The organism is Streptomyces sp. NPDC107575 (assembly GCF_055657265.1).
The window spans coordinates 439,627-463,076 of the sequence record NZ_JBVKBG010000003.1; the positions used below are offsets into that span (position 1 = coordinate 439,627).

Annotated in this window: 22 protein-coding genes and 1 riboswitch; of the genes, 9 read left to right on the plus strand and 13 right to left on the minus strand. The window is 71.0% G+C overall.

Going from position 1 to position 23,450, the window contains the following annotated elements:
• Positions 1 to 7: 7 nt before the first annotated feature.
• A complete protein-coding gene (locus tag ACZ7L4_RS15250; RefSeq protein ID WP_472102670.1) occupies positions 8 to 1,159 on the minus strand; it encodes a glycosyltransferase family 4 protein in 1,152 nt (383 codons plus the stop codon).
• A gap of 91 nt (positions 1,160 to 1,250) precedes the next feature.
• On the opposite strand from ACZ7L4_RS15250, the gene ACZ7L4_RS15255 reads away from it, so the two are divergent.
• Complete coding sequence (locus ACZ7L4_RS15255) at positions 1,251 to 2,492, plus strand: glycosyltransferase 87 family protein (RefSeq protein WP_472102672.1); 1,242 nt, start codon at positions 1,251 to 1,253, stop codon at positions 2,490 to 2,492.
• 10 nt (positions 2,493 to 2,502) lie between these two features.
• On the opposite strand, the gene ACZ7L4_RS15260 is transcribed toward ACZ7L4_RS15255, so the two are convergent.
• The 5 genes from ACZ7L4_RS15260 to ACZ7L4_RS15280 form a co-directional block, all read right to left on the minus strand.
• Positions 2,503 to 3,726, minus strand: coding sequence for a hypothetical protein (locus ACZ7L4_RS15260; RefSeq protein WP_472102674.1), 1,224 nt, complete (start codon positions 3,724 to 3,726; stop codon positions 2,503 to 2,505).
• Between the two features lie 35 nt (positions 3,727 to 3,761).
• Positions 3,762 to 4,796, minus strand: a complete 1,035-nt coding sequence (locus ACZ7L4_RS15265) for a C40 family peptidase (RefSeq protein WP_472102676.1) — start codon at positions 4,794 to 4,796, stop codon at positions 3,762 to 3,764.
• 235 nt (positions 4,797 to 5,031) lie between these two features.
• Complete coding sequence (locus ACZ7L4_RS15270; RefSeq protein WP_399238407.1) at positions 5,032 to 6,057, minus strand: C40 family peptidase; 1,026 nt, start codon at positions 6,055 to 6,057, stop codon at positions 5,032 to 5,034.
• Positions 6,058 to 6,372: 315 nt separating this feature from the next.
• Entirely contained in the window at positions 6,373 to 7,725 is a 1,353-nt protein-coding gene (locus ACZ7L4_RS15275; protein ID WP_472102678.1) for an NYN domain-containing protein, read from the minus strand.
• 32 nt (positions 7,726 to 7,757) lie between these two features.
• Entirely contained in the window at positions 7,758 to 7,997 is a 240-nt protein-coding gene (locus ACZ7L4_RS15280; protein WP_356388719.1) for a hypothetical protein, read from the minus strand.
• Positions 7,998 to 8,109: 112 nt separating this feature from the next.
• Between ACZ7L4_RS15280 and ACZ7L4_RS15285 the strand changes: the two genes are divergently transcribed.
• The 7 genes from ACZ7L4_RS15285 (at position 8,110) to ACZ7L4_RS15315 (ending at position 14,314) form a co-directional block, all read left to right on the plus strand.
• Complete coding sequence (locus ACZ7L4_RS15285; RefSeq protein WP_472102680.1) at positions 8,110 to 8,853, plus strand: rhomboid family intramembrane serine protease; 744 nt, start codon at positions 8,110 to 8,112, stop codon at positions 8,851 to 8,853.
• Positions 8,850 to 9,131: an Lrp/AsnC family transcriptional regulator gene (locus ACZ7L4_RS15290; RefSeq protein ID WP_472102682.1), complete on the plus strand. Its 282-nt coding sequence runs from the start codon at positions 8,850 to 8,852 to the stop codon at positions 9,129 to 9,131. The genes ACZ7L4_RS15285 and ACZ7L4_RS15290 overlap by 4 nt, the downstream gene beginning before the upstream one ends.
• An 84-nt stretch (positions 9,132 to 9,215) precedes the next feature.
• Positions 9,216 to 9,509 (plus strand): small secreted hydrophilic protein, encoded by a 294-nt coding sequence (locus ACZ7L4_RS15295; protein ID WP_385770258.1) that lies wholly within the window; start codon positions 9,216 to 9,218, stop codon positions 9,507 to 9,509.
• Positions 9,424 to 10,953, plus strand: a complete 1,530-nt coding sequence (locus ACZ7L4_RS15300; RefSeq protein ID WP_472102684.1) for a sensor histidine kinase — start codon at positions 9,424 to 9,426, stop codon at positions 10,951 to 10,953. The genes ACZ7L4_RS15295 and ACZ7L4_RS15300 overlap by 86 nt, the downstream gene beginning before the upstream one ends.
• Positions 10,950 to 11,612 carry a response regulator transcription factor gene (locus ACZ7L4_RS15305; protein WP_356388712.1) on the plus strand — a complete coding sequence of 221 codons (663 nt, stop codon included), beginning with the start codon at positions 10,950 to 10,952 and terminating at the stop codon, positions 11,610 to 11,612. Before ACZ7L4_RS15300 ends, ACZ7L4_RS15305 begins: the two co-directional genes overlap by 4 nt.
• Positions 11,613 to 11,688: 76 nt before the next feature.
• Entirely contained in the window at positions 11,689 to 13,101 is a 1,413-nt protein-coding gene (locus ACZ7L4_RS15310) for an SLC13 family permease (RefSeq protein ID WP_472102686.1), read from the plus strand.
• Positions 13,102 to 13,120: 19 nt separating this feature from the next.
• The gene (locus ACZ7L4_RS15315) at positions 13,121 to 14,314 is read left to right on the plus strand and encodes a glycerate kinase family protein (protein WP_472102688.1); all 1,194 of its coding nucleotides are present in this window, start codon (positions 13,121 to 13,123) and stop codon (positions 14,312 to 14,314) included.
• On the opposite strand, the gene ACZ7L4_RS15320 is transcribed toward ACZ7L4_RS15315, so the two are convergent.
• The 6 genes from ACZ7L4_RS15320 to ctaE all read right to left on the minus strand — a co-directional run bounded on the left by ACZ7L4_RS15320 (position 14,266) and on the right by ctaE (position 21,434).
• On the minus strand, positions 14,266 to 15,639 hold the full coding sequence (locus ACZ7L4_RS15320; RefSeq protein ID WP_472102690.1) for an aminotransferase class V-fold PLP-dependent enzyme: 1,374 nt from the start codon (positions 15,637 to 15,639) through the stop codon (positions 14,266 to 14,268). The genes ACZ7L4_RS15315 and ACZ7L4_RS15320 overlap by 49 nt on opposite strands.
• 191 nt (positions 15,640 to 15,830) lie before the next feature.
• A riboswitch (SAM riboswitch) is annotated at positions 15,831 to 15,948 on the minus strand.
• A gap of 87 nt (positions 15,949 to 16,035) precedes the next feature.
• Positions 16,036 to 17,100 (minus strand): anthranilate phosphoribosyltransferase, encoded by a 1,065-nt coding sequence (gene trpD, locus ACZ7L4_RS15325; protein WP_472102692.1) that lies wholly within the window; start codon positions 17,098 to 17,100, stop codon positions 16,036 to 16,038.
• A 133-nt stretch (positions 17,101 to 17,233) separates the two neighbouring features.
• A complete protein-coding gene (qcrB, locus tag ACZ7L4_RS15330; RefSeq protein WP_472102694.1) occupies positions 17,234 to 18,874 on the minus strand; it encodes a cytochrome bc1 complex cytochrome b subunit in 1,641 nt (546 codons plus the stop codon).
• The gene (qcrA, locus tag ACZ7L4_RS15335; RefSeq protein ID WP_450813502.1) at positions 18,871 to 19,926 is read right to left on the minus strand and encodes a cytochrome bc1 complex Rieske iron-sulfur subunit; all 1,056 of its coding nucleotides are present in this window, start codon (positions 19,924 to 19,926) and stop codon (positions 18,871 to 18,873) included. Before qcrA ends, qcrB begins: the two co-directional genes overlap by 4 nt.
• Positions 19,923 to 20,732 (minus strand): cytochrome bc1 complex diheme cytochrome c subunit, encoded by an 810-nt coding sequence (gene qcrC / locus ACZ7L4_RS15340; protein ID WP_399238384.1) that lies wholly within the window; start codon positions 20,730 to 20,732, stop codon positions 19,923 to 19,925. The genes qcrA and qcrC overlap by 4 nt, the downstream gene beginning before the upstream one ends.
• Before the next feature lie 81 nt (positions 20,733 to 20,813).
• Positions 20,814 to 21,434 carry an aa3-type cytochrome oxidase subunit III gene (ctaE, locus tag ACZ7L4_RS15345; protein WP_326014682.1) on the minus strand — a complete coding sequence of 207 codons (621 nt, stop codon included), beginning with the start codon at positions 21,432 to 21,434 and terminating at the stop codon, positions 20,814 to 20,816.
• A 196-nt stretch (positions 21,435 to 21,630) separates the two neighbouring features.
• Here ctaE and ACZ7L4_RS15350 point away from each other — a divergent pair, with 196 nt between their 5' ends.
• The gene (locus ACZ7L4_RS15350; protein WP_472102696.1) at positions 21,631 to 22,032 is read left to right on the plus strand and encodes a hypothetical protein; all 402 of its coding nucleotides are present in this window, start codon (positions 21,631 to 21,633) and stop codon (positions 22,030 to 22,032) included.
• A 109-nt stretch (positions 22,033 to 22,141) separates the two neighbouring features.
• Here ACZ7L4_RS15350 and ACZ7L4_RS15355 read toward each other — a convergent pair whose 3' ends face one another.
• On the minus strand, positions 22,142 to 23,398 hold the full coding sequence (locus ACZ7L4_RS15355; RefSeq protein ID WP_472102698.1) for a L,D-transpeptidase: 1,257 nt from the start codon (positions 23,396 to 23,398) through the stop codon (positions 22,142 to 22,144).
• Positions 23,399 to 23,450 lie beyond the last annotated feature (52 nt).

The following is a 23,450-nucleotide window of genomic DNA, read 5'->3' on the forward strand; positions in this document are numbered from 1 at the left end:
CCACCCGCTACAACAGCCCCCGCAACCTCTCCGCCAGCAAGTCCCAGCGCCACTTCTCCTCGACCCACTCACGGCCCCGCTCGCCCATGCGGCGGCGGAGTTCCGGGTCCTGGAGGAGCGTGATGATGCGGTCCGCGGACTCGGATTCGGAGCCGCCGCGGACGACCCAGCCCGTCTCCCCGTCGAGCACCGCGTCCGGCGCGCCCCCGGAGTCGCCGGAGACGACCGGGAGCCCGGTCGCGGAGGCCTCCAGGTAGACGATGCCGAGGCCCTCGACGTCGAGCCCGCCCCGCCGCGTACGGCACGGCATCGCGAAGACGTCCCCCGCCCCGTAGTGCGCGGGCAGTTCCTCCCACGGCACGGATCCCGTGAAGCGCACGGAGTCCGCGACCCCGGTCTCCGCCGCCAGCTTGCGCAGGTCCTTCTCGTACGGGCCGCCGCCCACGATCAGCAGCACCGCGTCCGGCACCGCCGCGAGGATCTTCGGCATGGCGAGGATGAGGGTGTCCTGGCCCTTGCGGGGGACCAGGCGTGAGACGCAGACGACCACCGGGCGGTCGGTCAGGCCGAGTCGCGCCCGGACCACGTCGCCGCCCGAGCCCGGGTGGAAGGTCTTCTCGTCGACCCCCGGCGGGAGCTGCTCCATCCGGCCCGCCGCCGCGGGCGTGAGCGCGGACGCGATGCGCGAGCGCGTGTACTCGCCGAGGTACGTGATGGTGTCCGTGCCCTCCCCAATGCGCCGCAGCAGCTGCCGGGACGCGGGGAGTTGGGCCCAGCCCGCCTCGTGCCCGTGCGTCGTCGCGACGATGCGCGTGGCGCCGGCCCTGCGCAGCGCGGGCGCCATCAGGCCGAGCGGCGCCGCCGCCCCGAACCACACCGACGTGCAGCCGTGCGCCCGCAGGAGTCCTGCCGCGCGCCGCGTCACGCGCGGCGTCGGCAGCAGCATCGTCGTGTTGTCGCGGACGACCGTGAACGGCTGCTCGGCGTCGAAGGCCGCCGTGGCCTCGACGCCCTCCCGGCTGCGCTTCCACGTCGAGGCGTAGACGACGAGCCGCTCCGGGTCCAGGCGCAGCGCCATGTTGTGCAGGAAGGCCTGGATCCCGCCGGGGCGCGGCGGGAAGTCATTGGTCACGAGCAGAGTCTTCGGTGTCTGGCGCATCACCGCCGACAGTACCGAACCCGCCCGACGGGGGCCGCCGCGCCGCGGGGTCCATGGCCAGGCCATGGGTCGGCCCGGCATCATGTTTCGAATGAAGACGCGAACCCCCGCCGGACTCCTGGTCACCTGGGTGCTGACCCGGGCGCTGCTCCTGCTGTGCGTCTTCAAGGTGATCGTGGTCCCGGGCCCGGACGTCACCAGCGACGTCCACGTGATCTACCAGGGCTGGTTCGACGTCCTGCGCACAGGAACGTTCCCGCTGGACGACGTGACGTGGCAGTACCCCCCGGCCGCCGCGACGGCGATCCTCTCCCCCGCGCTGCTGCCCTTCCTGTCGTACGCCTCCGCCTTCTTCCTGCTGGCGTTCCTGACGGACGCCGTCGTCCTGCTGACGCTGCTGCACGTCTCCGAGCGGCGGGGCGGGTCACGGCGCGGCACCTGGGTCTGGGTCATCGGGCTGCCGCTGCTCGGCCAGACCGTCTACGCGCGCTACGACGTGATGGTGACGGCCGTCGCCGTCGCGGCGCTGCTCGCGGCGGCCCGGCATCGGCGGGCCGCGGGCGTCTTCGCGGCGGTCGGCGCGATGATCAAGGTGTGGCCGGCGCTGCTGCTGCTCGGTACGCGGCGCGGCCGGGCCACGCGGCAGACCTGGGGCACGGCGATCGTGACGGCGTCCGTGCTGCTGATCACCTTCGCGGTCGCGATGCCGGGCGCGCTCGGCTTCCTCACCTTCCAGAAGGACCGGGGCACGGAGGTGGAGTCCCTCGGCGCCCTCGTCTTCCACGTGGCGCGCCAGTTCGGCTGGAACGGCACGGTGCAGCTGAACTACGGCTCGATGGAGTTCCTCGGCCCGCACGTGGACGTGGTGAGCACGCTGGCGCAGGTGCTCACGGCGCTCGCGTTCGGCTGGCTGCTGCTGTGGCGGTTCAAGGCGCGCGCCTGGCAGCCTGCGACGCTCGCCGACGCGGGCCTGACGGCCGTGCTGCTGTTCACGACGACGAGCCGCGTGATCAGCCCGCAGTACATGGTGTGGCTGGTGGGCGTGGCCGCCGTCTGCATGCTGTTCCGGGACAGCCGGATGACGCTGCCGGTGTCCCTGGTGCTCGCGGCGACCTTCGTGACGTTCCTGGAGTTCCCGCTCTACTTCGGGAACGTGGTCAGCAGCGACCCGGTCGGCGTCACCCTCCTCTTCCTGCGCAACGGCCTGCTGGTGGCGGCCTCCCTCAGCGCCTGCCGCCGCCTGTGGCGCGCCACGGTGACCGAGCCCCGGCTCGCCGGGCACACCGCCGCACCCGCACCGGCCTCGCGCGACGACGCGGTGCCAACGCCGTAGGCCCCGGGCCTCAGCCCAGCTCGGACCGTACGTACGCGCGCCACTGCGCCACGAACTCCTGCTCGTCGATGCCGAGGGCCTGCCGCAGCGCCCCGTCGACGGCCCCGGCGCGCTCCTTGTGGCCCCCGACCGCCGTGTAGAAGGCGTTGAGCTTCGCCTCGCCCCAGCGGTCCGCGATCATCCGGCAGGCCAGCCAGCCGCTCTCGTACGCGCGGGCGAGCTTCGCGGAGTCGCCGGAGAAGCCGAAGGCCTTGTCGCCGGGGAGGCCGGCGGGCTCCTCGCCCTGCTGGACGGCGCGGCGCAGCTCGGGCGCCGCCTGCTCCGGGGTGCGGTCGCTCTCGCGGTAGCCCGCCCAGTCCGCGTACCCCTCGGAGAGCCACAGCGGGGTCGCGGCGGACGTCGCGCGGCGGGTGGCGACGTGGGCCGTCTCGTGGGTGAGGACGACCTGCTTGCCGACCTCGCCGAGCACCCCGTACGCCTCGGGGTTGAGGATCACCCGGTCCGCGGGCGCGGGCGTCGATGCTGTCTGGGGACTGCCCGCCTCGCCCGTCGTGACGGCCGCGATCCCCTGGTAGCCGGCGGCGGGCGCACCGAGCAGCTCGCCCATCTCGTCGAGGGACTCGGGCACCAGGACGACGATCCGGCGCGCCCAGTCGCCGCCCCAGGCGCGCTGCACCGAGGGCACCGCCTCGTCGGCCAGCTTCGCGTAGGAGCGCAGTTCGGAGCGGGGTTTGCCGACGCCGAGCACCAGGCTGTGCGCGCCCTTCACCGCGGTCACCGGGCCCTGCTCCCACAGCTGTTCGCCCGCCTGCTTCGCGGGCCGGTCCCCGGTGACGTACCAGCCGTCCTCGCCGTGGCCCAGGGTCAGCCTGCGCTCGGCGACCACGGGCGCCCTGTCGTAACCGTCGACGCGGTAGCGCAGTTCGGCGGTGGCGGTGGCGCGGGACCCGGAGCGCTTCAGGTGGGTGAGCTCGTACTGCCAGGAGTCGAGCGGGACCTCGGAGAGGTCGTCGAGCAGGCCGGGCTCCGCGCTGCCCGTCGACCGGTACGTGGGCCCGTCCCCGGTGACGACGGCGTGCGCCCGCTGGTCCAGGACCCGCTGCACGGCGGCCGCGTCCGCGCCCTTCGGCCCGTCGTCACCGGCGCACCCGGAGAGCGCGGAGACGCCGACGAGCAGGACGCCCAGCGCCATCGCGCTCCCCGCCCTGCCCACCGCACGCCGTCGACCAGCCATCCTTTCGATCGTACGGCGAAGTCGGGCGAGGAGCCTCAGACCCGGGTCACGGATGAGACGGGCATCATGCCCACCGGGTCGTAGCGCACGGGAGCGCCCGGGTGCGGCGCGTGGATCACCTGGCCGTTGCCGGCGTAGATGCCGATGTGGTGGGCGTCGGAGCCGTAGGCCACGAGGTCGCCGGGCTGTGCCTGGGACAGCGGGACCTGGCGGCCCGCGTACCGCTGCGCCTGCGAGGTGCGCGGCAGACCGACGCCCGCCTGCCCGTACGACCACTGCATGAGGCCCGAGCAGTCGAAGCCGGAGGGTCCCGTCGCGCCCCAGACGTACGGCTTGCCGAGCGCCGACTTGGCGGCGGCGAGCGCGGCGGCCGCGCGGGCTGAGGAGGCGGGTCCCGCGCCGGCGAGGTCGGGGCGCAGCTCGGAGCGCGAGGCCCGGTCGTAGGCGGCCCGCTCCCCGCTCGGCATCGCGTTCAGCAGCTGCCGCGCCTTGGCCAGCTTCTTCTCGACGCTGCGCTTGTGCTGGCGGACGGCCTTGCGGCTGGCCTCCAGCTCGGCGAGCTCGGCGCGCGCCTCGGCCCTGCGCTGGTCCAGATCGCGCTGGGCGCCCCGCAGTTCGACCAGCTCGCCCGCGTTCCGCTCGCCGATCCGGTCGAGGGTGCCGGCCTTGTCGAGGTAGCCGTCGGGGTCGGAGGAGAGCATCAGGGCGAGCGAGGGGTCCATGCCGCCGGAGCGGTACTGGGCGCCGGCGACCACGCCGAGCGCGCGCCGCATCGCGTTGATCCGCTCCTGCCCGCGGGCCACCTGGTCCTGGGTGGCGGCGAGTTCCTTGCGGAGCCTGTCCGCGCGCTCGTCGGCCCGGTTGTACGCCTCGGTGGCCTTCTCGGCCTGCTCGTACAGGCGGTCCACGGCGGCCTTGCCGGAGCCCGGCCTGTCCTGCGGCGCGGCGCCCGCCGGTGCGGCGCCGAGGGCCGCCGCGGCGGAGGCCGCTGCCACGCCGAGGACGGTCGCGCGGGTGCTCCGGTCGAGGCCCGAGTGCCGAGAATGCGAGATACGGCGATGAGAACCCACGGGTTGCCGCTCCCCCTTCCGCTGACGGACCCCCGTGATCGGGGGAATGCGCGCCGACAGTAGTCGGGCGACTACCCCCTGGCCAAAGACCGTTCAGGGGGCACACAGCGCGGCGCCCCGCTTCTGACGCAGGTCATGGGCGGGGCGCGGGGGTCAGCGCGGGGTCGTGGAATTCGCCCGAACGGGCGCGTTTCCAGGGCGCGTTGAGAGCCGGAGGGCGACGGCCCTCCGTGGCTCAGATGCGGCGGGCGGTCTGGTACGGGCCGACGGTGTCCATCGACTCGTAGCGCACACCGGCACCGGGGTGCGGGGCGTGCAGCACCTGGCCGTTGCCCGCGTACAGGCCGACGTGCTGGGTGTTGTTGAAGAAGACCAGGTCGCCGGGCTTGAGCTGGCTCCTGGGCACCTCGGTGCCCTCGCCGATCTGGGTGTACGTGGTCCGGGTTATGGAGACGCCGGCCTGGTTGTACGCCCACTGGGTCAGGCCCGAGCAGTCGTAGGAGTTGGGGCCCGAGCCGCCGGAGACGTACGGCTTGCCGATCTGGGTGGCGGCGGCCGACAGGGCGGCGGAGGCGCGGCCCGAGGCGGGGAGCGCGTCGCCGAGGTCGACGCGGCTGGCGGCGTCGCGGCTGGCGCGCTGCTCCTCGGCGGCCATCTTGGCGCGCTGCTCGGCGGTCAGCGTGTTGAGCAGCTTGCGGGCCTCGGCGAGCTTGTCCTGGACCTGTTCCTTCTTCTTGCCGAGCTCGGCGCGCGTGTCGGCGAGGTCCTTGAGCTTCTGGGAGGCCTCGGCGCGCTCCTGGGCGAGCGTGCGCTGCTTCTCCTGGACCTTCTTGAGCGACTCGAGCTGCTGGGCGCTGAGCGAGTCGAGCGTGGAGGCCTTGTCGAGGTAGCTGTCCGGGTCGGACGAGAGGAAGAGCTGGACCGAGGGGTCGATGCCGCCGCTGCGGTACTGCTGGCCGGCGAGCGAACCGAGTCCGGAGCGCAGGTCGTTGAGGTCCTCCTGGCCGCGCGCGACCTTGTCCTGGAGGTCGCCGATCTCCGACTCGAGCTTCTTCTGCTTCTCCTTGGCCCCGTTGTAGCGGTCGGTCGCCGCCCCGGCCTCTTCGTAGAGCTTGTCGACCTTTTCCTTGACTTCGCTCTTGCTGGGCTTGGGTGCGGCGTTGGCGGCCTGAGAGGTGAGGGCCACGGCAGCGGCGGCGGTCGCGGTGAGCACGGTCACGCGGGTGCGGCTCGGCTGCTTGGGTCGACGGTGGGACGCCACGAAGGCGAGCTCCTTCTTCCTCCAGCCGCCTGCCGATTGCGCCGGCGGGCGGTGTCCCTCCACCGTCACCCCTTTTAGGTGATCACCCGAGCGGAGGTTCGAGCCAGACCCTAGTGACCTCTTCGTGATCAGTTCAAATCCCTCAGAGAAAAAACTCCGTCACTCGCTGCATTCTTTGCACTCAACTCACATGCAGTGATGTCCGCTTGACGCTACGTTGCGTGAAGGTTTCGCCAATTCGGGCATACGACACGGATGTTGCGCGTGTGACATAGGTAACTCGGCACCCCTTTTGGGGGAGTCCGTCCTTGTCGCTCAGCTGTGCGAGAGCCGCTTGAGGAGCACCACGGAGGCGACCGGCCGCGCGCCCGCCTTCGCGACGCCGTCCGCGACCTCCCGGTCGGTCGACACGACGATGACGGGGCGCCCCGACGGCTCGGCGCGCACGAGCTGACGGATCAGCTCGTCCGCCGTGACCCCCGGCTTGGAGAACAGCACCCGCACCCCGCGCGGCGGCGCGAGCAGTACGGGCGCGGCCAGTTCGGCCCCGTCGAAGACGCACGTCACCTCGGCCCCGGTCTGCGCCGCGAGCTGCGAGAGCGAGCCGAGCAGCCGCAGCCGCTGCTTCTCCAGCGGCATCGTCGGGTAGCCGGTCTTCGTGACGTTGTACCCGTCGACCACGAGGTGGGCCTGCGGCAGCGCGAGCAACTGGTCGAGGATCGCCGGATCGTGCTCGTGCAGGGCGCGCGCCGCGATGTCCTTGGGCGTCATCCGGCCCGGCTCGACGGCATCCACGGAGTCGGCGGGCCGCGCGGACACCGGCGGCAGCGCGAGCTCCCTGCGCAGCCCCTGGGCCGCGTCCAGGACCGTGTCGAGCAGCAGCCGGACCCGCATGTCCTCGATGCTGCGCCCCTCGCGGGCCGCCCGACGGGAGGACTCCAGGGCCGACTCCGCCTCGCCGAGCCGGGACTTGAGCCGCCGCGTCTCGCTCTCCGCGGCGGACACCTGGGCCTGCCCCTCGGCGCGCACCGCGTCGGTCTCGGCCCGCGCCTTGCGCGCGGCGGCCTCGCCGCGCTTCACGTCGCTGAGCGCGGCCCGCAGCTTGCGCTCCACGGAGCCGACCTCGCGCTTGGCGGCGTCGAGCTCGGCGCGCAGCCGCTCCGTCTCGGTCTTGGTCTGGGCGCGGGCCTCGGCCAGCTCGGCGCGCAGCCGCTCCAGTTCGGCCCGGGTCTCGTCGTCGGCCCGCTCGGCGTCGGCCCGCTCGGCGTCCTCGCCCGCGGCGGCGACGAGCTTCACCCAGCCGACGGGCCGCAGCACATAGGCGGCCGCCGCCACGTCGAGCGGATCGGCCGCGGGCGGCGGGGAGCCCGCCTCCAGGGCCGCCGCCAGCTCGGGCTGCGCGTCCCGCAGGCGCTCGCCGATCCGCTGCCGGAACAGCGGGTCGCTCTCCAGGGCCGCGGCCATGGCGTTGCCGGCGAACTTCATCCGGCGAGTCGGGGTGAAGCGGGCATACTGCCGCAATTGAGGCGGAAGTTCACCTACCGTCAGACCGCCGAAGCCGTCCGACGCGATCTGCACGACGCGCCGCCGTACCCCCTCGGGCAGCGGACGGTCGAGCACCTCGGCGGCGCCGCCCTCCCCGGCCTCCCCGCCTGTGCTCTCCACCATCCGTCACCCCAATGTCGCTGTGGAGCCGCTCCTCAGGAGTCGGCGCCCGGCCTGTCCACCAGTTCCACCTGATCCACCGCGTTGCACCAGCGGCAGCGCACCGACTCGATGGTCTCACTGACCACGTCGCGCTCCTCCACCTTCGGCTCACCGGCCAGGTCCAGGTGGACGTACTCGACGACCTTCGAGGACCGCGTGACGTCGAACCGCGTCAGATTGCCGCACAGCGTGCAGCGCCAGCGGGTGGTGGCGGTCGGCAGGGGAACCGTCATCGGGTGGTGCCTTCTTCCGGATGCATACGGGTGGCGTGGTGCTGCTTTATTGCCCGTAACCCTACGGCCTGCCGTACGCCGCCCGCTCCCCGCCTTGCGTCATGCTCTGTCCATGATCGGCAATGGGCGCTCCGCGATCGACAGGCTGACCGCATTCCTCAGAGGTCACCCGGCTCCGGTCACGTACGGCATCATCACGGTCTGCTGTGTGGTCTTCGTGCTCTCCCCCGCCTCCGGCCTCAACCCCGGCTACGGCACCGGGGACCGGCTGCTCGCCGCGCAGAGCGCCTACTTCGAGCGCTGGGGCGTGGTCCCCGACGAGCTGTTCGGCGGTTCGGCGCGGGCCCTGCTCACCCCGCTCACGGCTCTGTTCGTGCACGGCAGCTGGCTGCACCTGCTGGGCAACATGCTCTTCCTCTACGTGTTCGGGGCCATGGTCGAGGAACACATGGGCCGCCTCTCGTACGCGTTGTTCTATGGGGTCAGCGGATATGTGGCGCTGCTCGGGTACGCGCTCGCGCACACCGATTCCGACCAGAGCCTGGTCGGCGCGTCGGGGGCGATCTCGGCGGTCCTCGGCGCGTTCCTCTTCCTGTTCCCCGAAGCGCGCGTGACGAGCCTGTTCCCCTTCCTGTTCTTTCTGCCGCTGCGTTTCCCCGCATGGGTGGTGCTGCCGTTCTGGGTGGCGCTGCAGTGGGTGGCGGCGGGGCAGCAGAGCCAGGGACCGGGGGTGGCGTATCTGGCGCACCTCGTGGGGTTCTCGGTCGGGTTCCTGTGGGCGTGGGTCCGCTACAGGGAGCGGGCTAAGGTTGAGGCGAAACCAGCCACGGCCACCGAGGGAGACAGCCAGCCGTGATCACCGCGATCGTGCTCATCAAGACCAGCGTGGACCGGATCCCCGAGATCGCCGAGTCGATCGCGGCCCTGGACAACGTGAGCGAGGTCTTCTCCGTCACCGGTACCTACGACCTGATCGCCATGGTCCGGGTCGCCCGCCACGACGACCTGGCGGACGTCATCCCCGGGAAGATCAGCAAGATCCAGGGCGTCGAGGGCACGGACACGCACGTCACGTTCCGCACCTACTCGCAGCACGACCTGGAGGCGGCGTTCTCCATCGGTCTGGACGCCTGACGTCCTGTCGCGCGTCCCGCGTATGAAGGTTTCTTCATCCGCGGCTCATCATGACGACCGGGTACGCCGCCGAACGTGGCTGCCATGGCCTTCTCCCACCGCATGGCGGCCCTCGCCGCGGTCGTCGCGATCCCGCTCGGCATCGCGGCGACCAGCTACGCCCTGACCGACAGCCCGGACCCCCCGAAGTCGCCGCCGAAGGTGGAGCTGGAGAGCGGCTCGCCCTCGCCGCGCCCGACGCCCAGTGACGAGACGGTGTCCCCGCCACCGGTGAGCGAGAAGCCCTCAGCCGATGACAGCTCAGACGACTCGGACGACGACGGAAACGACGACCGCGGCGGCGCGTCCGACGACGACGGGCCCGGCGACGACGGCTGAGCCACCGCACCGCTGGGTCTCCGCCCGCGTCCGCATCCTGCTGTGGCTGCTCGTCGTGATGACGGCGGCGCTGACCGCGGTCGCCGCCACCACCCGCTCGGTGCTCCTTCGCGATGTGGACCACCGGGTCGACCGGCTGCTCGCGCAGGAGACCGGCGAGTTCGCCAACTTCGTACGCAAGGGTGTCGACCCGCGCAGCGGCAAGCGGTTCACCGACCCGGACCCGCTGCTCAAGCTGCACCTGGAGCGGCAGTACGCCGACCCGGACGAGGAGCTGCTCGGCCTGATCGACCGGGGCGCGGGCCGCACGCCCGCCAAAAAGGAGCAGTCGCGGGCCCCCGACGTCGACCACGCGCTCGCCCGGGACCCGGCGGGCCTGCGCGCCGTCTTCGCCTCCCACGAGGCCAGCGGCACCCTGCACCGGGCCGACGCCGTCGTCCGCTGGTCGAAGGTGGAGATCGGGGCGGGCGAGGGGCGTCCCGCGGCGGCGTTCGTCGTGGCCTTCCACCCGGAGCGCGAGCAGGCCAAGGCGGAGGGCGTCTTCCACATGCTGCTCGCGATCTCCGGGGTCGCGCTCCTGATGACCACGGGCATCGGCTGGGCCGTCGCGGGCCGCATCCTGCGTCCCGTACGCCTCGTGCGCACCACCGCGGCCCAGCTCACCGAGCAGGACCTCACCCGGCGCATCCCCGTGCAGGGCCGCGACGACATCGCGGCGCTCGCCGAGACGTTCAACGGGATGCTCGACCGCCTGGAGCGGGCGTTCGCCGCGCAGCGCGAGTTCGTCGACGACGCCGGGCACGAGCTGCGTACGCCCATCACCATCGTCCGCGGCCACCTGGAGCTGATGGGCGACGATCCGCGCGAGCGCGAGGAGACGGTGCGGATCGTGATGGAGGAGCTGGACCGGATGAGCCGCATCGTCGAGGACCTGCTGCTCCTCGCGAAGGCGGAGCGCCCGGACTTCGTGACGCCCGAGCCGGTGCAGCTCGCCGAGCTGACCGCCGACGTCTTCGTCAAGGCGCGGGCGCTCGGCGAGCGGGACTGGAAGCTGGCCGAGGTCGCCGACACCGAGGCCGAGTTGGACCCGCAGCGGATCACGCAGGCGATGGTCCAGCTCGCGCAGAACGCGGTGCAGCACACCGTGCCGGGGCAGCGCATAGGGATCGGCTCGCGGGTCGTACGCGACCGGGCCGAGCGTGAGCGCGTCGAGCTGTACGTCGCCGATGCCGGGCCCGGTGTCACGGACCAGGACGCCGCGGTGATCTTCGAGCGGTTCCGGCGGGGCACCGCGCGCCGCGGCTCGCGCGGCACGGGCGCCGGGCTCGGCCTCGCGATCGTCCAGGCCATCGCCCACGGCCACGGCGGCCACGCCGAACTGGGCCGCACCGACGGCGGTGGCGCCACCTTCACCCTCGTACTCGACCGGACGGAGCCTCGATGAACCGCATCCTGATCGTGGAGGACGAGGAGCGCATCGCCTCCTTCGTGGAGAAGGGGCTGCGTGCCGGCGGCTTCACGACGACGGTCGTCGGGGACGGCGACAGCGCCCACGACTACGCCCTGACCGGCGGCTTCGACCTGATCGTCCTGGACATCGGGCTGCCGGGCCGGGACGGCTTCACGGTGCTGCGGCAGCTGCGCGAGGCGCGGGTGACGACGCCCGTGATCGTGCTGACCGCGCGGGACTCGGTGCGGGACACGGTGGCGGGCCTCGAGGGCGGCGCCGACGACTGGATGACCAAGCCGTTCCGCTTCGAGGAGCTCCTCGCGCGGGTCCGGCTGCGGCTTCGGACCGCCTCCGGCACGCCCGAGGTGACGATGCTCGGGAGCGGCGACCTCACGCTCGACCTGCGGACGCGGCGGGCGCGGGCGGAGGGGCGGACGGTGGACCTGACGGCCCGTGAGTTCGTGCTGCTCGAACTGTTCCTGCGCCATCCCGGCCAGGTGCTGTCCCGTGAGCAGATCCTGTCCCATGTGTGGGGGTACGACTTCGATCCCGGGTCGAACATCGTCGACGTCTACGTGCGGGCGCTGCGCAAGAAGTTGGGGGCGCGGCACGTGGAGACGGTCCGCGGGATGGGGTACCGGCTGCCGGGCTGAAGCCCCGGCATGTCCGTGAATTTCCTTTCATTTAAGGCTCATTGAGGGCTCACCGCGCCGCACCACGCTGAACCGCGTGACCCTGAACCTCCGCAATGCCGCGACCCTGTGCATCGCCCTCAGCATCTGCGCGCTGCTCGTGGTCCCCGGCAACTTCCCCGGGCTGACCGGCGACGCCCGGCTCACGCTCGCCGTGTTCGCGCTGGCGACCTGCGCGTGGATCGGCACGTCGATCGACGACACGTACATCGCGCTCGGCGCGGGCCTCGCGCTCACCGCGACGGGCGTGATCAGCAGCGACACCCTGTTCGGCACGCTCGGCGACGAGACGGTGTGGCTGCTGATCTGCGCGTTCGTGCTCGCCGCCGCCGTGGCCCGCAGCGGGCTCGCGGGGCGGGCGGCGGCGTTCCTGGTCAGCGGGGCGCGCGGCGTGCGGCAGTTGACGCATCTGACGACCGCGGCGCTCGTCGTCACCGCCTTCGCGGTACCGGCCACCTCGGGCCGCGCGGCGCTCGCGCTGCCCGTCTTCCTGGCGCTCGCGAAGGTGCTGGCCGACCGGCGCCGCCTTGTCGTGATGCTGGCGCTGCTCTTCCCGACGGTCATCCTGCTCTCCGCCGTCGCGACGCTGATCGGCGCGGGCGCGCACCTCATCACGGTGTCCGTGCTGTGGGAGGCGACGGGCGAACGGATCGGCTTCACCCAGTGGCTGCTGCTCGGCCTGCCGCTGGCCGTCGTCTCCTCCCACCTGGCGGCGGAGGCCGTCCTGTTGACGACGACGCGGCGCGCGGACCGGGCCGGGCCCGTGCGGATCACGCTCGACGAGCTCCAGGAGCACAGCGAGCAGCCGGTCACCGGACCCTGGGAGCCGGCCGAGACCCGCTGCGCCCTGCTGCTGGCCACGGTCGTCGCCCTGTGGTGCAGTGAGCCGCTGCACCAGGTGCCGCCGGCCGTCGTCGCGCTGATCGGCGCGGTGGTCGCCGCATCGCCCGCGCTCGGCACCGTACGCCTGAAGGACGCGCTCGGGACGGTCCCGTGGTCGCTGCTCCTGTTCATGGCGGCGACGATGGCGATGGGCGTCGCGCTGGCCGAGTCCGGCGCGGCGAAGTGGCTGGTGGGCGGGGTCCCCCTGGACGTACCGCCGTGGCTGTTCCTCGCCGTGGTGATCGCGGTGAGCACGGCCGCCCACCTGATCCTGCAGTCCCGCTCGGCCCGCTCCTCCGTGCTCGTGCCGCTCGTCGTGGCGGCGGCCGTCGGCGCGGGCGTCAACCCGGTCGCCGCGGCCCTCGCCTCCACCGCCGCCGCGGGCTTCTGCCACACGCTGCCCGCGTCAGCGAAGCCGGTGACCCTGTTCGCCCAGATACCGGGCGTACCCACCTACACCCCGCGCGACCTGCTGCGCCTCTCCGCCGTCCTGGCCCCGCTGACGGCCGCCGCCGTCCTGCTGTGCGCGCTCACCCTGTGGCCGCTGCTCGGCGTGCCCGTCCGCTGAACCCACCCTGGAGTCCGACGTGTTGACCCATTTCGCCATCGCCCCCAGCGGCTTCAAGGAGTCCCTGTCCGCGGGCGCCGCCGCCGAGGCCATCGCCGCCGGTGTACGCCGTGTGGTGCCGGACGCCGAGACCGACCTCATCCCCCTCGTGGACGGCGGCGAGGGCACGGCCCGCGCGCTGGCCGCCCAGAGCGGTGGGCGCCTGGTCGCGCTGCCCGCCACCGGCCCGGTCGGCCAGCGCGTCGGCACGCACTTCGCGCTGCTCCCCGACGGCACGGCGGTCGTCGAGATGGCGGCCGTCGCCGGGCTCTCCCTCGTCCCGCGCGAGCTGCGCGACCCGGGCGCCACGACGACGTACGGCGTCGGCGAGCTGATCCGCGCGGCCCTCGACGCGGGCGCCCGCCGCATCCTCGTGGGCTGCGGCGACTCCGGTACGTCGGACGGCGGCGCGGGCGCACTCCAGGCGCTCGGCGCGCGGCTGCTCGACGCGGACGGCCTGCAACTCGCGCTCGGAGGAAGGGAGTTGGCGCACCTGCGGTGCATCGATCCGAGCGGCCTCGACCCGCGCCTGAAGGACACCGAGATCCGGGTGGCGTGCAACCCGTTCAACGTGCTGTGCGGGGAGCGCGGCGTCGCCCGCGTGTTCGGCCCGCAGAAGGGTGCGACGCCCACCCAGGTCGAGCAGCTGGCGGCCGCCCTCGAACACTGGGCGCACGTCCTGACACGTGACCTGGACGTACGCACCGACCTGTTCACGGGACCCGGCACCGGCGCCTCCGGCGGACTCGGCGCGGGCCTCGCCGCGCTCGGCGGCAGGCTCCTCCCCCGCTTCGACGTCCTCCTCGACCACCTCGACCTGGACGCCCGGCTCGCGCGCGCCGACCTCGTCGTCACCGCGGAGGGCGCCCTCGACCACCAGACGCCGCGCGGCAAGGTACCCGCCGAAGTGGCCCGCCGCGCCAAACGGTTCGGCCGCCCGGTACTCGCCCTCGCGGGCACCATCGGCGACGGCGCGCACACCGTGACGGCCACCGGCGTCGACGCCTACAGCTCGATCCTGCCCGCCCCCGTGACGCTCGCGGAGGCGCTGGGCCGGGGCGGCGAGTTCCTCACGGACGCCACCGAGCGCGCCCTGCGGATGATCCTCCTCGGCTCCCGGCTGCCTCAGGCGTTGGTGGTGTCCGGCACGCAGCGGCCGTCCTCGGTGCGGTAGTTCCAGCGGGCGCCGTCGCGCACGAGCTCCGTCACGGCGGAAACGAACCGCTCCACGTGCTCGTCGGGGGTGCCGGCGCCGAAGCTGACGCGGATGGCGTTGAGCGACTTCTCGCCCGGCGCGGCCTCGGGGGCGCCGCACTCGCCCTGCTGCTGCGGGTCGGAGCCGAGCAGCGTGCGCACCAGCGGGTGGGCGCAGAACAGACCGTCGCGGACCCCGATGCCGTACTCGGCGGAGAGCGCGGCGGCGAAGTGCGAGGAGTTCCAGCCGTCGACGACGAACGAAAGGACGCCCACGCGCGGCGCGTCGTCGCCGAACAGGGACAGCACCTTCACCTCGGGAACGGCCGCGAGCCCCTCCTGGACCTTGCGGATCAGGTACTGCTCGCGGGCGACGAGGTTGTCGAACCCGGCCTCGGTGAGCGCCTTGCAGGCGGAGGCGATGGAGTACACGCCGATGACGTTCGGGGAGCCGGCCTCGTGGCGGGCGGCGGTGGTCTGCCACTCGACGTCGACGCCGCCGTCGACGCGCCGCGCGACCTTCTTCGAGGCACCGCCACCGGCGAGGTACGGCTCGGCGGCCGTCAGCCAGTCGGAGCGGCCCGCGAGCACGCCCGAGCCGAACGGGGCGTACAGCTTGTGCCCGGAGAAGGCGACCCAGTCGACATCCAGGTCCTGCACGGAGACGGGGTGATGGGGCGCGAGCTGCGCGGCGTCGAGCACGATGCGGGCACCGTGCGCGTGAGCGGCCGCCGCGAGCTCGCGCACCGGCCAGAGTTCACCGGTGACGTTGGAGGCACCGGTGACGCAGACGAGGGCGGGTCCGTAGGGGTCGCGCTCGGCGAGGGCGCGCTCCAGCGTGTCGACGGCCTCGCCGGGCGTGCGGGGCGCGTTGAGGTACGTGACCCGCGCGTCGCGCCACGGCAGCAGCGAGGCGTGGTGCTCGGTCTCGTAGACGAACACCTGGCAGTCGGCGGGCAGCGCGGCGGCGAGCAGGTTCAGCGAGTCGGTGGTGGAGCGGGTGAAGACGACCTGGTCGCCCTCCCGGCAGCCGAGGAACTCGGCGACGGCGACCCGGGAGTTCTCGAACAGGTCGGTGGACAGCTGCGAGAGGTACCCGGCGCCCCGGTGCACGCTGCCGTAGTACGGCGCGTAGGCGGCGACGTCGTCCCACACCCGCTGCAGGGCGGGCGCGCTGGCGGCGTAGTCGAGGGCGGCGTACGTGACCTCGCCACCGGTGACGAGCGGCACGGTGACGTCCCGGCCGAGGACCGGAAGCGGGGCGATGGTCTCGGTACAGGCGGCGGCGTCGACGGAAACAGACATGGGTGAACTCCCTGGCGCGGTAAGCGAATTGACCATGCCGGAGCGCTGCGGAAGAGGGCTCTACGGCAGGGAAAGAAAGATGCTGTGAATTTCAGTACAGCGGGTACGCGGAGGCGGGGCCGAAACGCCCTATCGCATTCGCTTGCTCACGAGACTGCTCCCTTGAGGACCAGGACCCCAGGGTTGCGAGGGGTCCGCGCTTGCCACACGCCTTGCTGCGTACGGCCTGGTCTTCACCCAGGGCACCCCGCCACGGACGGAGGGTTGCCGGACAGCGGGCTGGGGCCTCGGTCGCTGTCACTCATGACCTTGAAGAGCATCCTGCCACACGTCTCAGAAACAGCAAGGGCGCAGTCCAGGATCCGGACTGCGCCCTGCGTCACATCTCGTACGTGCCTACCGGTTGCTGGCCGCCACCCACCGCTCCAGGACGGCCTTCGCCGCTCCGGAGTCGATCGACTCGGCGGCCCGGTCCATGCCGGCCCTGATCTGCTCGACGAGCGTGCCCTCGCCGGGACGCACAGCCACCAGGGCCGCCGCCGAGTTCAGCAGCACCGCGTCGCGCACGGGCCCCCGCTCGCCGTCGAGGAGGCGCCGGGCGACCTCCGCGTTGTACGAGGGGTCACCGCCGCGCAGCGCCTCGATGGGCACGACCTCGATGCCGACGTCGCGCGGGTCGAAGGACTCCTCGCGCACGGCGCCGTCCCGCACCACCCACACGCGCGAGGTGCCCGTGGTGGTCAGCTCGTCGAGCCCGTCGTCGCCGCGGAACACCAGGGACGAGTTGCCGCGCTCGGCGAAGACCCCGGCCACGATCGGCGCCATCCGGGCGTCGGCGACGCCGACGGCCTGCGCCTTCACCTTGGCCGGGTTGGTCAGGGGGCCCAGCAGGTTGAACACCGTGCGGATGCCGAGCTGGCCGCGCGCGGCGCCCGCGTAGCGCAGCGCGGGGTGGAACTTGATGGCGAAGCAGAACGTGATGCCCGCTTCCTCGGCGACCTCGGGCACCCGCTTCGGCGACAGGTCGAGATTGACGCCCAGCTTCTCCAGTACGTCGGAGGCGCCCGAGGCGGAGGACGCGGCGCGGTTGCCGTGCTTGACGACCTTGGCGCCGGCGCCCGCGATGACGATCGCGGACATGGTGGAGATGTTGACCGTCTTGGCGCCGTCGCCGCCGGTGCCGACGATGTCGACGGTCTCGCCGGGCACCTCGATCACATTGGCGTGCTCGTACATGCCGCGTACGAGGCCGGAGATCTCCTGCACGGTCTCGCCCTTGGCGCGCAGCGCGACCGCGAACCCGGCGATCTGCGCGTCGGTGGCCTCGCCGCGCATGATCCGGTCCATCGCCCACGCGGTGTCGTCGGCGCTCTGGTCGCGGCCTTCCAGCAGGCCGTTCAGGACGGCGGGCCAGGAACGGCCCGCCGCGGTGTCGCCTCCAGCGGGGTTCAAAGCGCTCATGGCCGCTCCTGTGTGCATCTGTGGGGTCGAAAGGTGTCGCGACCCCACCCTATCCAGGTCCCGGGACCGCAAAGAGCCCCCGTCCAGGCAATGGACGAGGGCTCCCGCTGTGGCTTACAGCGACGGGATGAGATCAGTGGTGGCCGTGGCCGCTGGTGATCTCCTTGTACTCCTCGGCGGTCGGCTTCGGGATCTGGTTGTTCTCCCCGTAGTAACCGCGCGAGAGCTTGCCGCGCAGCTTCTGCAGCCGCGTGACCTTGCGCTCGACACCGTTCTCGTCGACCGTCGGGCCGATCTCGACCGGCGCGTACTGCTCGTGCGCCGTGAGCGTGTGCAGGGCCTCCTGGTCGAGCGGCTCGTGCACCTCGATGAACTCACCGTGCGGCAGGCGCTTGATGATGCCGGACTCGCGTCCGTGCAGCACCTTGTCCTTGTCGCGGCGCTGGAGGCCGAGGCAGATCCGCTTGGTGACGATGAACGCGATGACCGGTCCGACGAAGAACGCGATCCGGACGAACCAGGTGATCGCATTGATCGACAGGTGGAAGTGCGTGGCCCAGAGGTCGTTTCCACCACCGATGAGCAGCACCATGTACCAGGTGATCCACGCGACACCGAAGGCCGTACGCGTCGGAGCGTTGCGCGGGCGGTCCAGGATGTGGTGCTCGCGCTTGTCGCCGGTGACCCAGGCCTCGATGAACGGGTAGACCGCGATCGCGACCAGAACCAGCGGGAAGATCACGACCAGCGGGATGGCCACGCCCAGGACGAGCGTGTGACCCCAGAAGTCGATCTCCCAGCCCGGCATCACTCGGATCAGGCCCTCGGAGAAGCCCATGTACCAGTCGGGCTGGGCGCCCGTGGACACCTGGTCCGGCCGGTACGGGCCGATGGCCCAGATCGGGTTGATCGTCGCGATCGCGGCGATCACCGCGATGACGCCGAAGACCAGGAAGAAGAAGCCGCCCGCCTTGGCCATGTAGACCGGGAGCAGCGGCATGCCCACGACGTTCTTGTTGGTCTTTCCGGCACCCGCGAACTGCGTGTGCTTGTGGTAGAAGACCAGGATCAGGTGCGCCGCCATCAGGCCGAGCATGATGCCCGGCAACAGCAGGATGTGGATCGAGTAGAACCGCGCGACGAAGTCGCCGCCGGGGAACTCGCCGCCGAAGAGGAAGAACGACATGTACGTGCCGACGATCGGCACGGACAGGATCGCGCCCTCCATGAAGCGGACACCGGTGCCGGAGAGCAGGTCGTCCGGGAGCGAGTAACCGGTGAAGCCGGTGAACATGCCCAGGACGAACAGCAGGAAGCCGAAGACCCAGTTGACCTCACGCGGCTTGCGGAACGCACCCGTGAAGAACACGCGCATCATGTGCACGAACATGCCCGCGAGGAAGATCAGCGCGGCCCAGTGGTGGATCTGACGGATCAGCAGGCCACCGCGCACATCGAAGGAGATGTGCATGGTCGAGTTGAAGGCCTCCGACATCAGCTGCCCCTGGAGCGGGACGTAGCTGCCGTCGTAGGTGACCTCGTTCATCGACGGGTGGAAGAACAGCGTCAGATACACACCCGTGAGGATGATGATGATGAAGCTGTACATGCAGATCTCGCCGAGCATGAAGGACCAGTGGTCCGGAAAGATCTTGCGCATGTTGGACTTGGCCAGGGAGTAGATCCCCAGACGTCCGTCGGCCCAGTCGGCAAGACGCTCGCCGGCCGGTGCCTCCTCGCGCGCAGGCGCGTCGTTCGTGGTCGTAGTACTCATCCGCGCTCCCAGAAGGCAGGACCGACGGGCTCAGCGAATTCGCTCAGCGCCTCGAGGTGACCCTCTTCGTTGACGCCGATGCGCAGCTGCGGCAGCGCGTGACCGGCCGGACCGAAGATCACCCGGGCCCCGTCGGAGAGGTCGAAGGTGGACTGGTGGCACGGGCACAGCGCGTGGTGCGTCTGCTGCTCGTACAGGGAGATCGGGCAACCGACGTGGGTGCAGATCTTCGAGTACGCCACGATGCCCTCGTGGGACCACTCGAGTTCCTGCTTGTCCTTGATGTTCTCCGGCTGGATCCGGACGAGCATCAGGGCGTCCTTGGCGATCTTCGTCTGGAAGTCCTCGTCGTGCTCCTCCAGGCCCTCGGGCTTGGCGAAGGTGAGCGAACCGACCGCGATGTCCGAAGGCAGCAGCGGCTCGTTCGTGTTCATGTTGACGAGGGTCAGGCCCTTCTTCCACGACGTGGTGCGCAGCTTCTTCTCGGGCAGCGGCCCGAGGTCACGAAGCAGCACCACACCGGAGAGGGGCACCAGCGCGAGAGCGCCGAACAGGGTGTTGCGGATCAGCTTGCGCCGGCCGAACTGCGACTCACGGGCACCGTCGGCGAAGTCCTGCAGGACCTTCGCCTTGACCTCGGGCTCCGCCTCGATCGGGTGGCGCTCCTGGATGACCTCTTCGTCGGACATCAGGGTGCGGGCCCAGTGGACCGCGCCCGCGCCGATGCAGAACAGCGCCACACCGAGGGTCGTGCCCAGCGCGAAGTTCAGCGCGCTGATGTGACCCAGCGGGAAGATGTAGACGCTCGTATCGACGTCGATGGTGACGTACGAGGCGATGAATCCGACGGTCGCCAGCATCGACACCATGAACAGGAAGGCGACGACGCGCTCGGACCGCTTGGCGGCCCGCTCGTCGATGTCCTGGATCCGGTGCTCGTGGGGCGGCAGACCCGGGTCGGTGAAGGGCTCGTCCTTCACCGCGACCGAGCCGTGCTCCTCGGCTTCCTGCTCAGTGGGCAGGTTCTCTTCTGGAATGTCTTGGCTACTCATGACTTCTTGGCCTTTGCGGTCCGAGCGGCAACCCAGATGGCGACGGCGATCAGACCGCCAAGACCGAAGATCCAGGCGAACAGGCCCTCACTGACCGGGCCGAGCCCGCCCAGCTTGAGTCCACCGGGGCTCTCGGTCTTGTCACCATTGACCGCGTCGAGGTACGCGATGATGTCCTTCTTGTTCTGCTTGGTCATCGTCGTGTCCGGGAACGACGGCATGTTCTGCGGGCCGGTCTGCATGGCCTCGTAGATGTGCTTCGGGGCCACACCCTCGAGGCTCGGCGCGAACTTGCCGTGTGTCAGCGCGCCACCCTCACCGGTGAAGTTGTGGCACTGGGCGCAGTTGGTGCGGAACAGCTCGCCACCCTTGGCGATGTCCGCGCCGTTGGCGCTGTAGTCCTTGTCGGTCGGCGCGACCGGACCGGCACCGAGCGACGCGACGTACGCCGCGAGCTGGTCGATCTCGGCCTGCGAGTAGATGACCTTCTTCTTCGGGACCTGAGCGCCCGGCTGCTGGGCCGGCATACGACCGGTGCCGACCTGGAAGTCGACGGCGGCGGAGCCGACGCCCACGAGGCTCGGCCCGTCGGAGGTGCCCTGACCGCCGGTTCCGTGGCAGCTGGCGCAGCCGACGGAGTAGAGCTTCTTGCCCTCGTCGATGGCGAGGGACTGGGCGGTTTCATCGGCCTGCGCCTTGTCCGCGGGTGCGAACGCGGCGTACAGCCCCCCGGTGGCCGCCAGCGCGAGGAGTAGGACGACGACCGCCGCCAGCGGATGGCGTCGTCGTGCGGAGAGCTTTTTCACGGATTACCCCGGTGTCAGGATCTTCTGCGTCGGTGCTGCGGAAATGTGTCGGGTGCTACGCCCGATGCTGTGATCGTCGAACTACTTGATCAGGTAGATCGTGGCGAAGAGGCCGATCCAGACGACGTCGACGAAGTGCCAGTAATAGGACACGACGATGGCGGCCGTCGCCTGATGGTGGGTGAACCTCCGGGCCGCGTACGTCCTGCCGAGGACGAACAGGAAGGCGATGAGGCCACCTGTCACGTGCATGCCGTGGAAGCCGGTGGTCAGGTAGAACACCGAGCCGTACGGGTCGGAGGAGAGCGAGAGCCCATCCTTCTTGACCAGCTCGGTGTACTCGTAGACCTGACCGCCGATGAAGATCGCACCCATGATGAAGGTGACGATGAACCACGACCGGAGCTTCTTCACGTCGCCGCGCTCGGCGGCGAACACGCCCATCTGGCACGTGAGTGAGGAGAGCACCAGGATCGTGGTGTTCGTCGCGGAGAACGGAAGATTCAGCGCATGCGCCATTTCCTTCCAGTGATCCGGTCCGGTCACCGATCGCAGGGTGAAGTACATCGCGAAGAGGGCCGCGAAGAACATCAGCTCGGAACTCAGCCAGATGATGGTTCCGACGCTGGTGAGGTTCGGTCGATTGACCGACGGGTGCGCGTGCCCGGTTTCTACTGTCGTTGCTGTCGCCACGACCGACATTATGTCGGTCGCTTATCTCGCCCTCACTCCGGGGGGTGCCGTTCGGAGTGTCTGGGTGGTGTGTCCAGCCCATATGGCCCATCGGAGCCGTGTGCGAACCGGTGTTGACGGGGTGTCGGGAGGAGTAGGCTCCGCGGCACGGATCACCGTACGACGGCTTAAGAAGCCCCCCGACCAACGATGCTTCGGAGGAACGATGCAGTCGACCGCGACGGTTCTGGTCTACAGCGACGACGCCAACACCCGCGAGCAGGTGCGCCTCGCGACAGGCCGGCGGCCCGCTGCCGACGTCCCCGAGGTGCAGTTCGTCGAGTGCGCGACGCTCCCGGCCGTCCTGAAGGAGCTGGACCGCGGCGGGATCGACGTCTGCGTCCTGGACGGCGAGGCCGTCCCCGCGGGCGGCATGGGCGTGTGCCGGCAGATCAAGGACGAGATCTTCCACTGCCCGCCGGTGCTGCTCCTGATCGGCCGCCCGCAGGACGCGTGGCTGGCGACGTGGAGCCGCGCCGAGGCGGCTGTGACGCTCCCTGTGGAGCCCGTGGAGTTCGCCGGGGCTCTCGCCTCCCTGCTGCGCTCCCGGCTCGCTGTGGGCGCCTGACAGGCTCCGCACGCAACACTCCGGCGTACGCGCCGACTCCCGTGCGCCGGCGGCGCACGGGAGTCGGAAGTCACACCGTTGATCTTGTCGGGCGGGCCCGGACGCGGTCTCAGACCTCGGGGCTGAGCCGTGCCTGCTGGGCCGGGTCGGGCTTGTCGGCCTTCTTCGTCAAGGCGCTGCCCGCCTTCCACTTCTTCCAGCTGACGTTCCAGTCCCCGAACCCGTTTCCGAACGGGTCCATCTCCGAACCGTAGCTGTTGACGACCTTCACGATGTCGCCCTGGCGCACGGTGTCGTAGAACCAGGCGGCGTTGTTGGTGCTCATGCCGGTGCAGCCGTGGCTGACGTTCGCGGAGCCCTGCGCGCCGACGGACCAGGGCGCGGCGTGCACGTACTCGCCGCTCCAGGTGACGCGGGTCGCGTAGTACACCGGCAGGTCGTACGAGTCCGAGGAGCCCTCGGAGATGCCGATCGTCTCGCCCCGCATCCGTACGTAGTACTCCTTGCCGAGCACCACCTTGATGCCGTTGCGGGTCTCGAAGCCCGCCTTGCCGGTGGTGACCGGCATGGAATTGATCTCCTTGCCGTTGCGGTAGACCGTCATGGAGTGCGCCGAGGCGTCGGTGACGGCCACGATGCGGTCACCCGTACTGATGGTCAGCGGCTTGGAGCTGCCGCCCCACAGCCCGTCCCGGATCTTCACGCCCTCCAGCCTGCTGGACGCGGTGATCTTCGCCTGCGTCGGCCAGTACCCCTTGGGGCGGTAGTGCAGTTCGGTGCTGTCCACCCAGTACCAGGAGCCGTCCACGGCGGGCTTGGAGTCGACCTGCAGGGAGCGCTCCACCAGCGCGCGGGACTTCTCGTCCCGGACGGGCTTGTTGAGTTCGGCCGTGATGGGCTGTCCGACGCCGTATGTGCCCTTCTGCGGGCCGAACGTGACCTTGAGGGCCTTCTCCTTGCTCGGGCGGCCCGTGTCGAAGCCGAGGACCTTTCGGCCGGGTCCGCCGTCCTCGTCCTCGGTGCTCACCCGGACCGTGTAGCGGGTGTTCGCCGTCAGCGGGGCGGTGGTGTGCCATCTCGTGCCGTCGGCGGAGAGTTCGCCCGCGACGTAGCGGCCCAGGGCGTCCTGGGCGGTGACGTCGGTGATCCGGGACTCGTCGCCCTGGGCGGTGACCTCGAGCGGCTTGTCCGGGTCCGCCTTCTTGGCTCCGCCCGCGGGACCGTTGAAGGAGATCTGGCTCGCCGCGTCGTACGGCTTGGCGGAGAGCGGGTGGCTGGAGTTGCCGCATGCCGCTGTGCTCGCACCGAGTGCGGCCACCAGCACGGTGCAGCCCAGAACCGTACGGATACGCGGTGAGTGGTTCATGAACTCACCGTAAGAAGGAACGCCCGGTCCAGCGCGGCGAGTGAGCCGCACG

Bases quoted from the DNA above. Each gene is read 5' to 3' on its own strand.
- ACZ7L4_RS15250 (WP_472102670.1), bottom strand. From the start codon at position 1,159: ATGCGCCAGACACCGAAGACTCTGCTCGTGACCAATGACTTCCCGCCG.
- ACZ7L4_RS15255 (WP_472102672.1), top strand. From the start codon at position 1,251: ATGAAGACGCGAACCCCCGCCGGACTCCTGGTCACCTGGGTGCTGACC.
- ACZ7L4_RS15260 (WP_472102674.1), bottom strand. From the start codon at position 3,726: ATGGCTGGTCGACGGCGTGCGGTGGGCAGGGCGGGGAGCGCGATGGCG.
- ACZ7L4_RS15275 (WP_472102678.1), bottom strand. From the start codon at position 7,725: ATGGTGGAGAGCACAGGCGGGGAGGCCGGGGAGGGCGGCGCCGCCGAG.
- ACZ7L4_RS15280 (WP_356388719.1), bottom strand. From the start codon at position 7,997: ATGACGGTTCCCCTGCCGACCGCCACCACCCGCTGGCGCTGCACGCTG.
- ACZ7L4_RS15285 (WP_472102680.1), top strand. From the start codon at position 8,110: ATGATCGGCAATGGGCGCTCCGCGATCGACAGGCTGACCGCATTCCTC.
- ACZ7L4_RS15295 (WP_385770258.1), top strand. From the start codon at position 9,216: ATGGCCTTCTCCCACCGCATGGCGGCCCTCGCCGCGGTCGTCGCGATC.
- ACZ7L4_RS15300 (WP_472102684.1), top strand. From the start codon at position 9,424: ATGACAGCTCAGACGACTCGGACGACGACGGAAACGACGACCGCGGCG.
- ACZ7L4_RS15305 (WP_356388712.1), top strand. From the start codon at position 10,950: ATGAACCGCATCCTGATCGTGGAGGACGAGGAGCGCATCGCCTCCTTC.
- ACZ7L4_RS15320 (WP_472102690.1), bottom strand. From the start codon at position 15,639: ATGTCTGTTTCCGTCGACGCCGCCGCCTGTACCGAGACCATCGCCCCG.
- trpD (WP_472102692.1), bottom strand. From the start codon at position 17,100: ATGAGCGCTTTGAACCCCGCTGGAGGCGACACCGCGGCGGGCCGTTCC.
- qcrB (WP_472102694.1), bottom strand. From the start codon at position 18,874: ATGAGTACTACGACCACGAACGACGCGCCTGCGCGCGAGGAGGCACCG.
- qcrA (WP_450813502.1), bottom strand. From the start codon at position 19,926: ATGAGTAGCCAAGACATTCCAGAAGAGAACCTGCCCACTGAGCAGGAA.
- ctaE (WP_326014682.1), bottom strand. From the start codon at position 21,434: ATGTCGGTCGTGGCGACAGCAACGACAGTAGAAACCGGGCACGCGCAC.
- ACZ7L4_RS15350 (WP_472102696.1), top strand. From the start codon at position 21,631: ATGCAGTCGACCGCGACGGTTCTGGTCTACAGCGACGACGCCAACACC.
- ACZ7L4_RS15355 (WP_472102698.1), bottom strand. From the start codon at position 23,398: ATGAACCACTCACCGCGTATCCGTACGGTTCTGGGCTGCACCGTGCTG.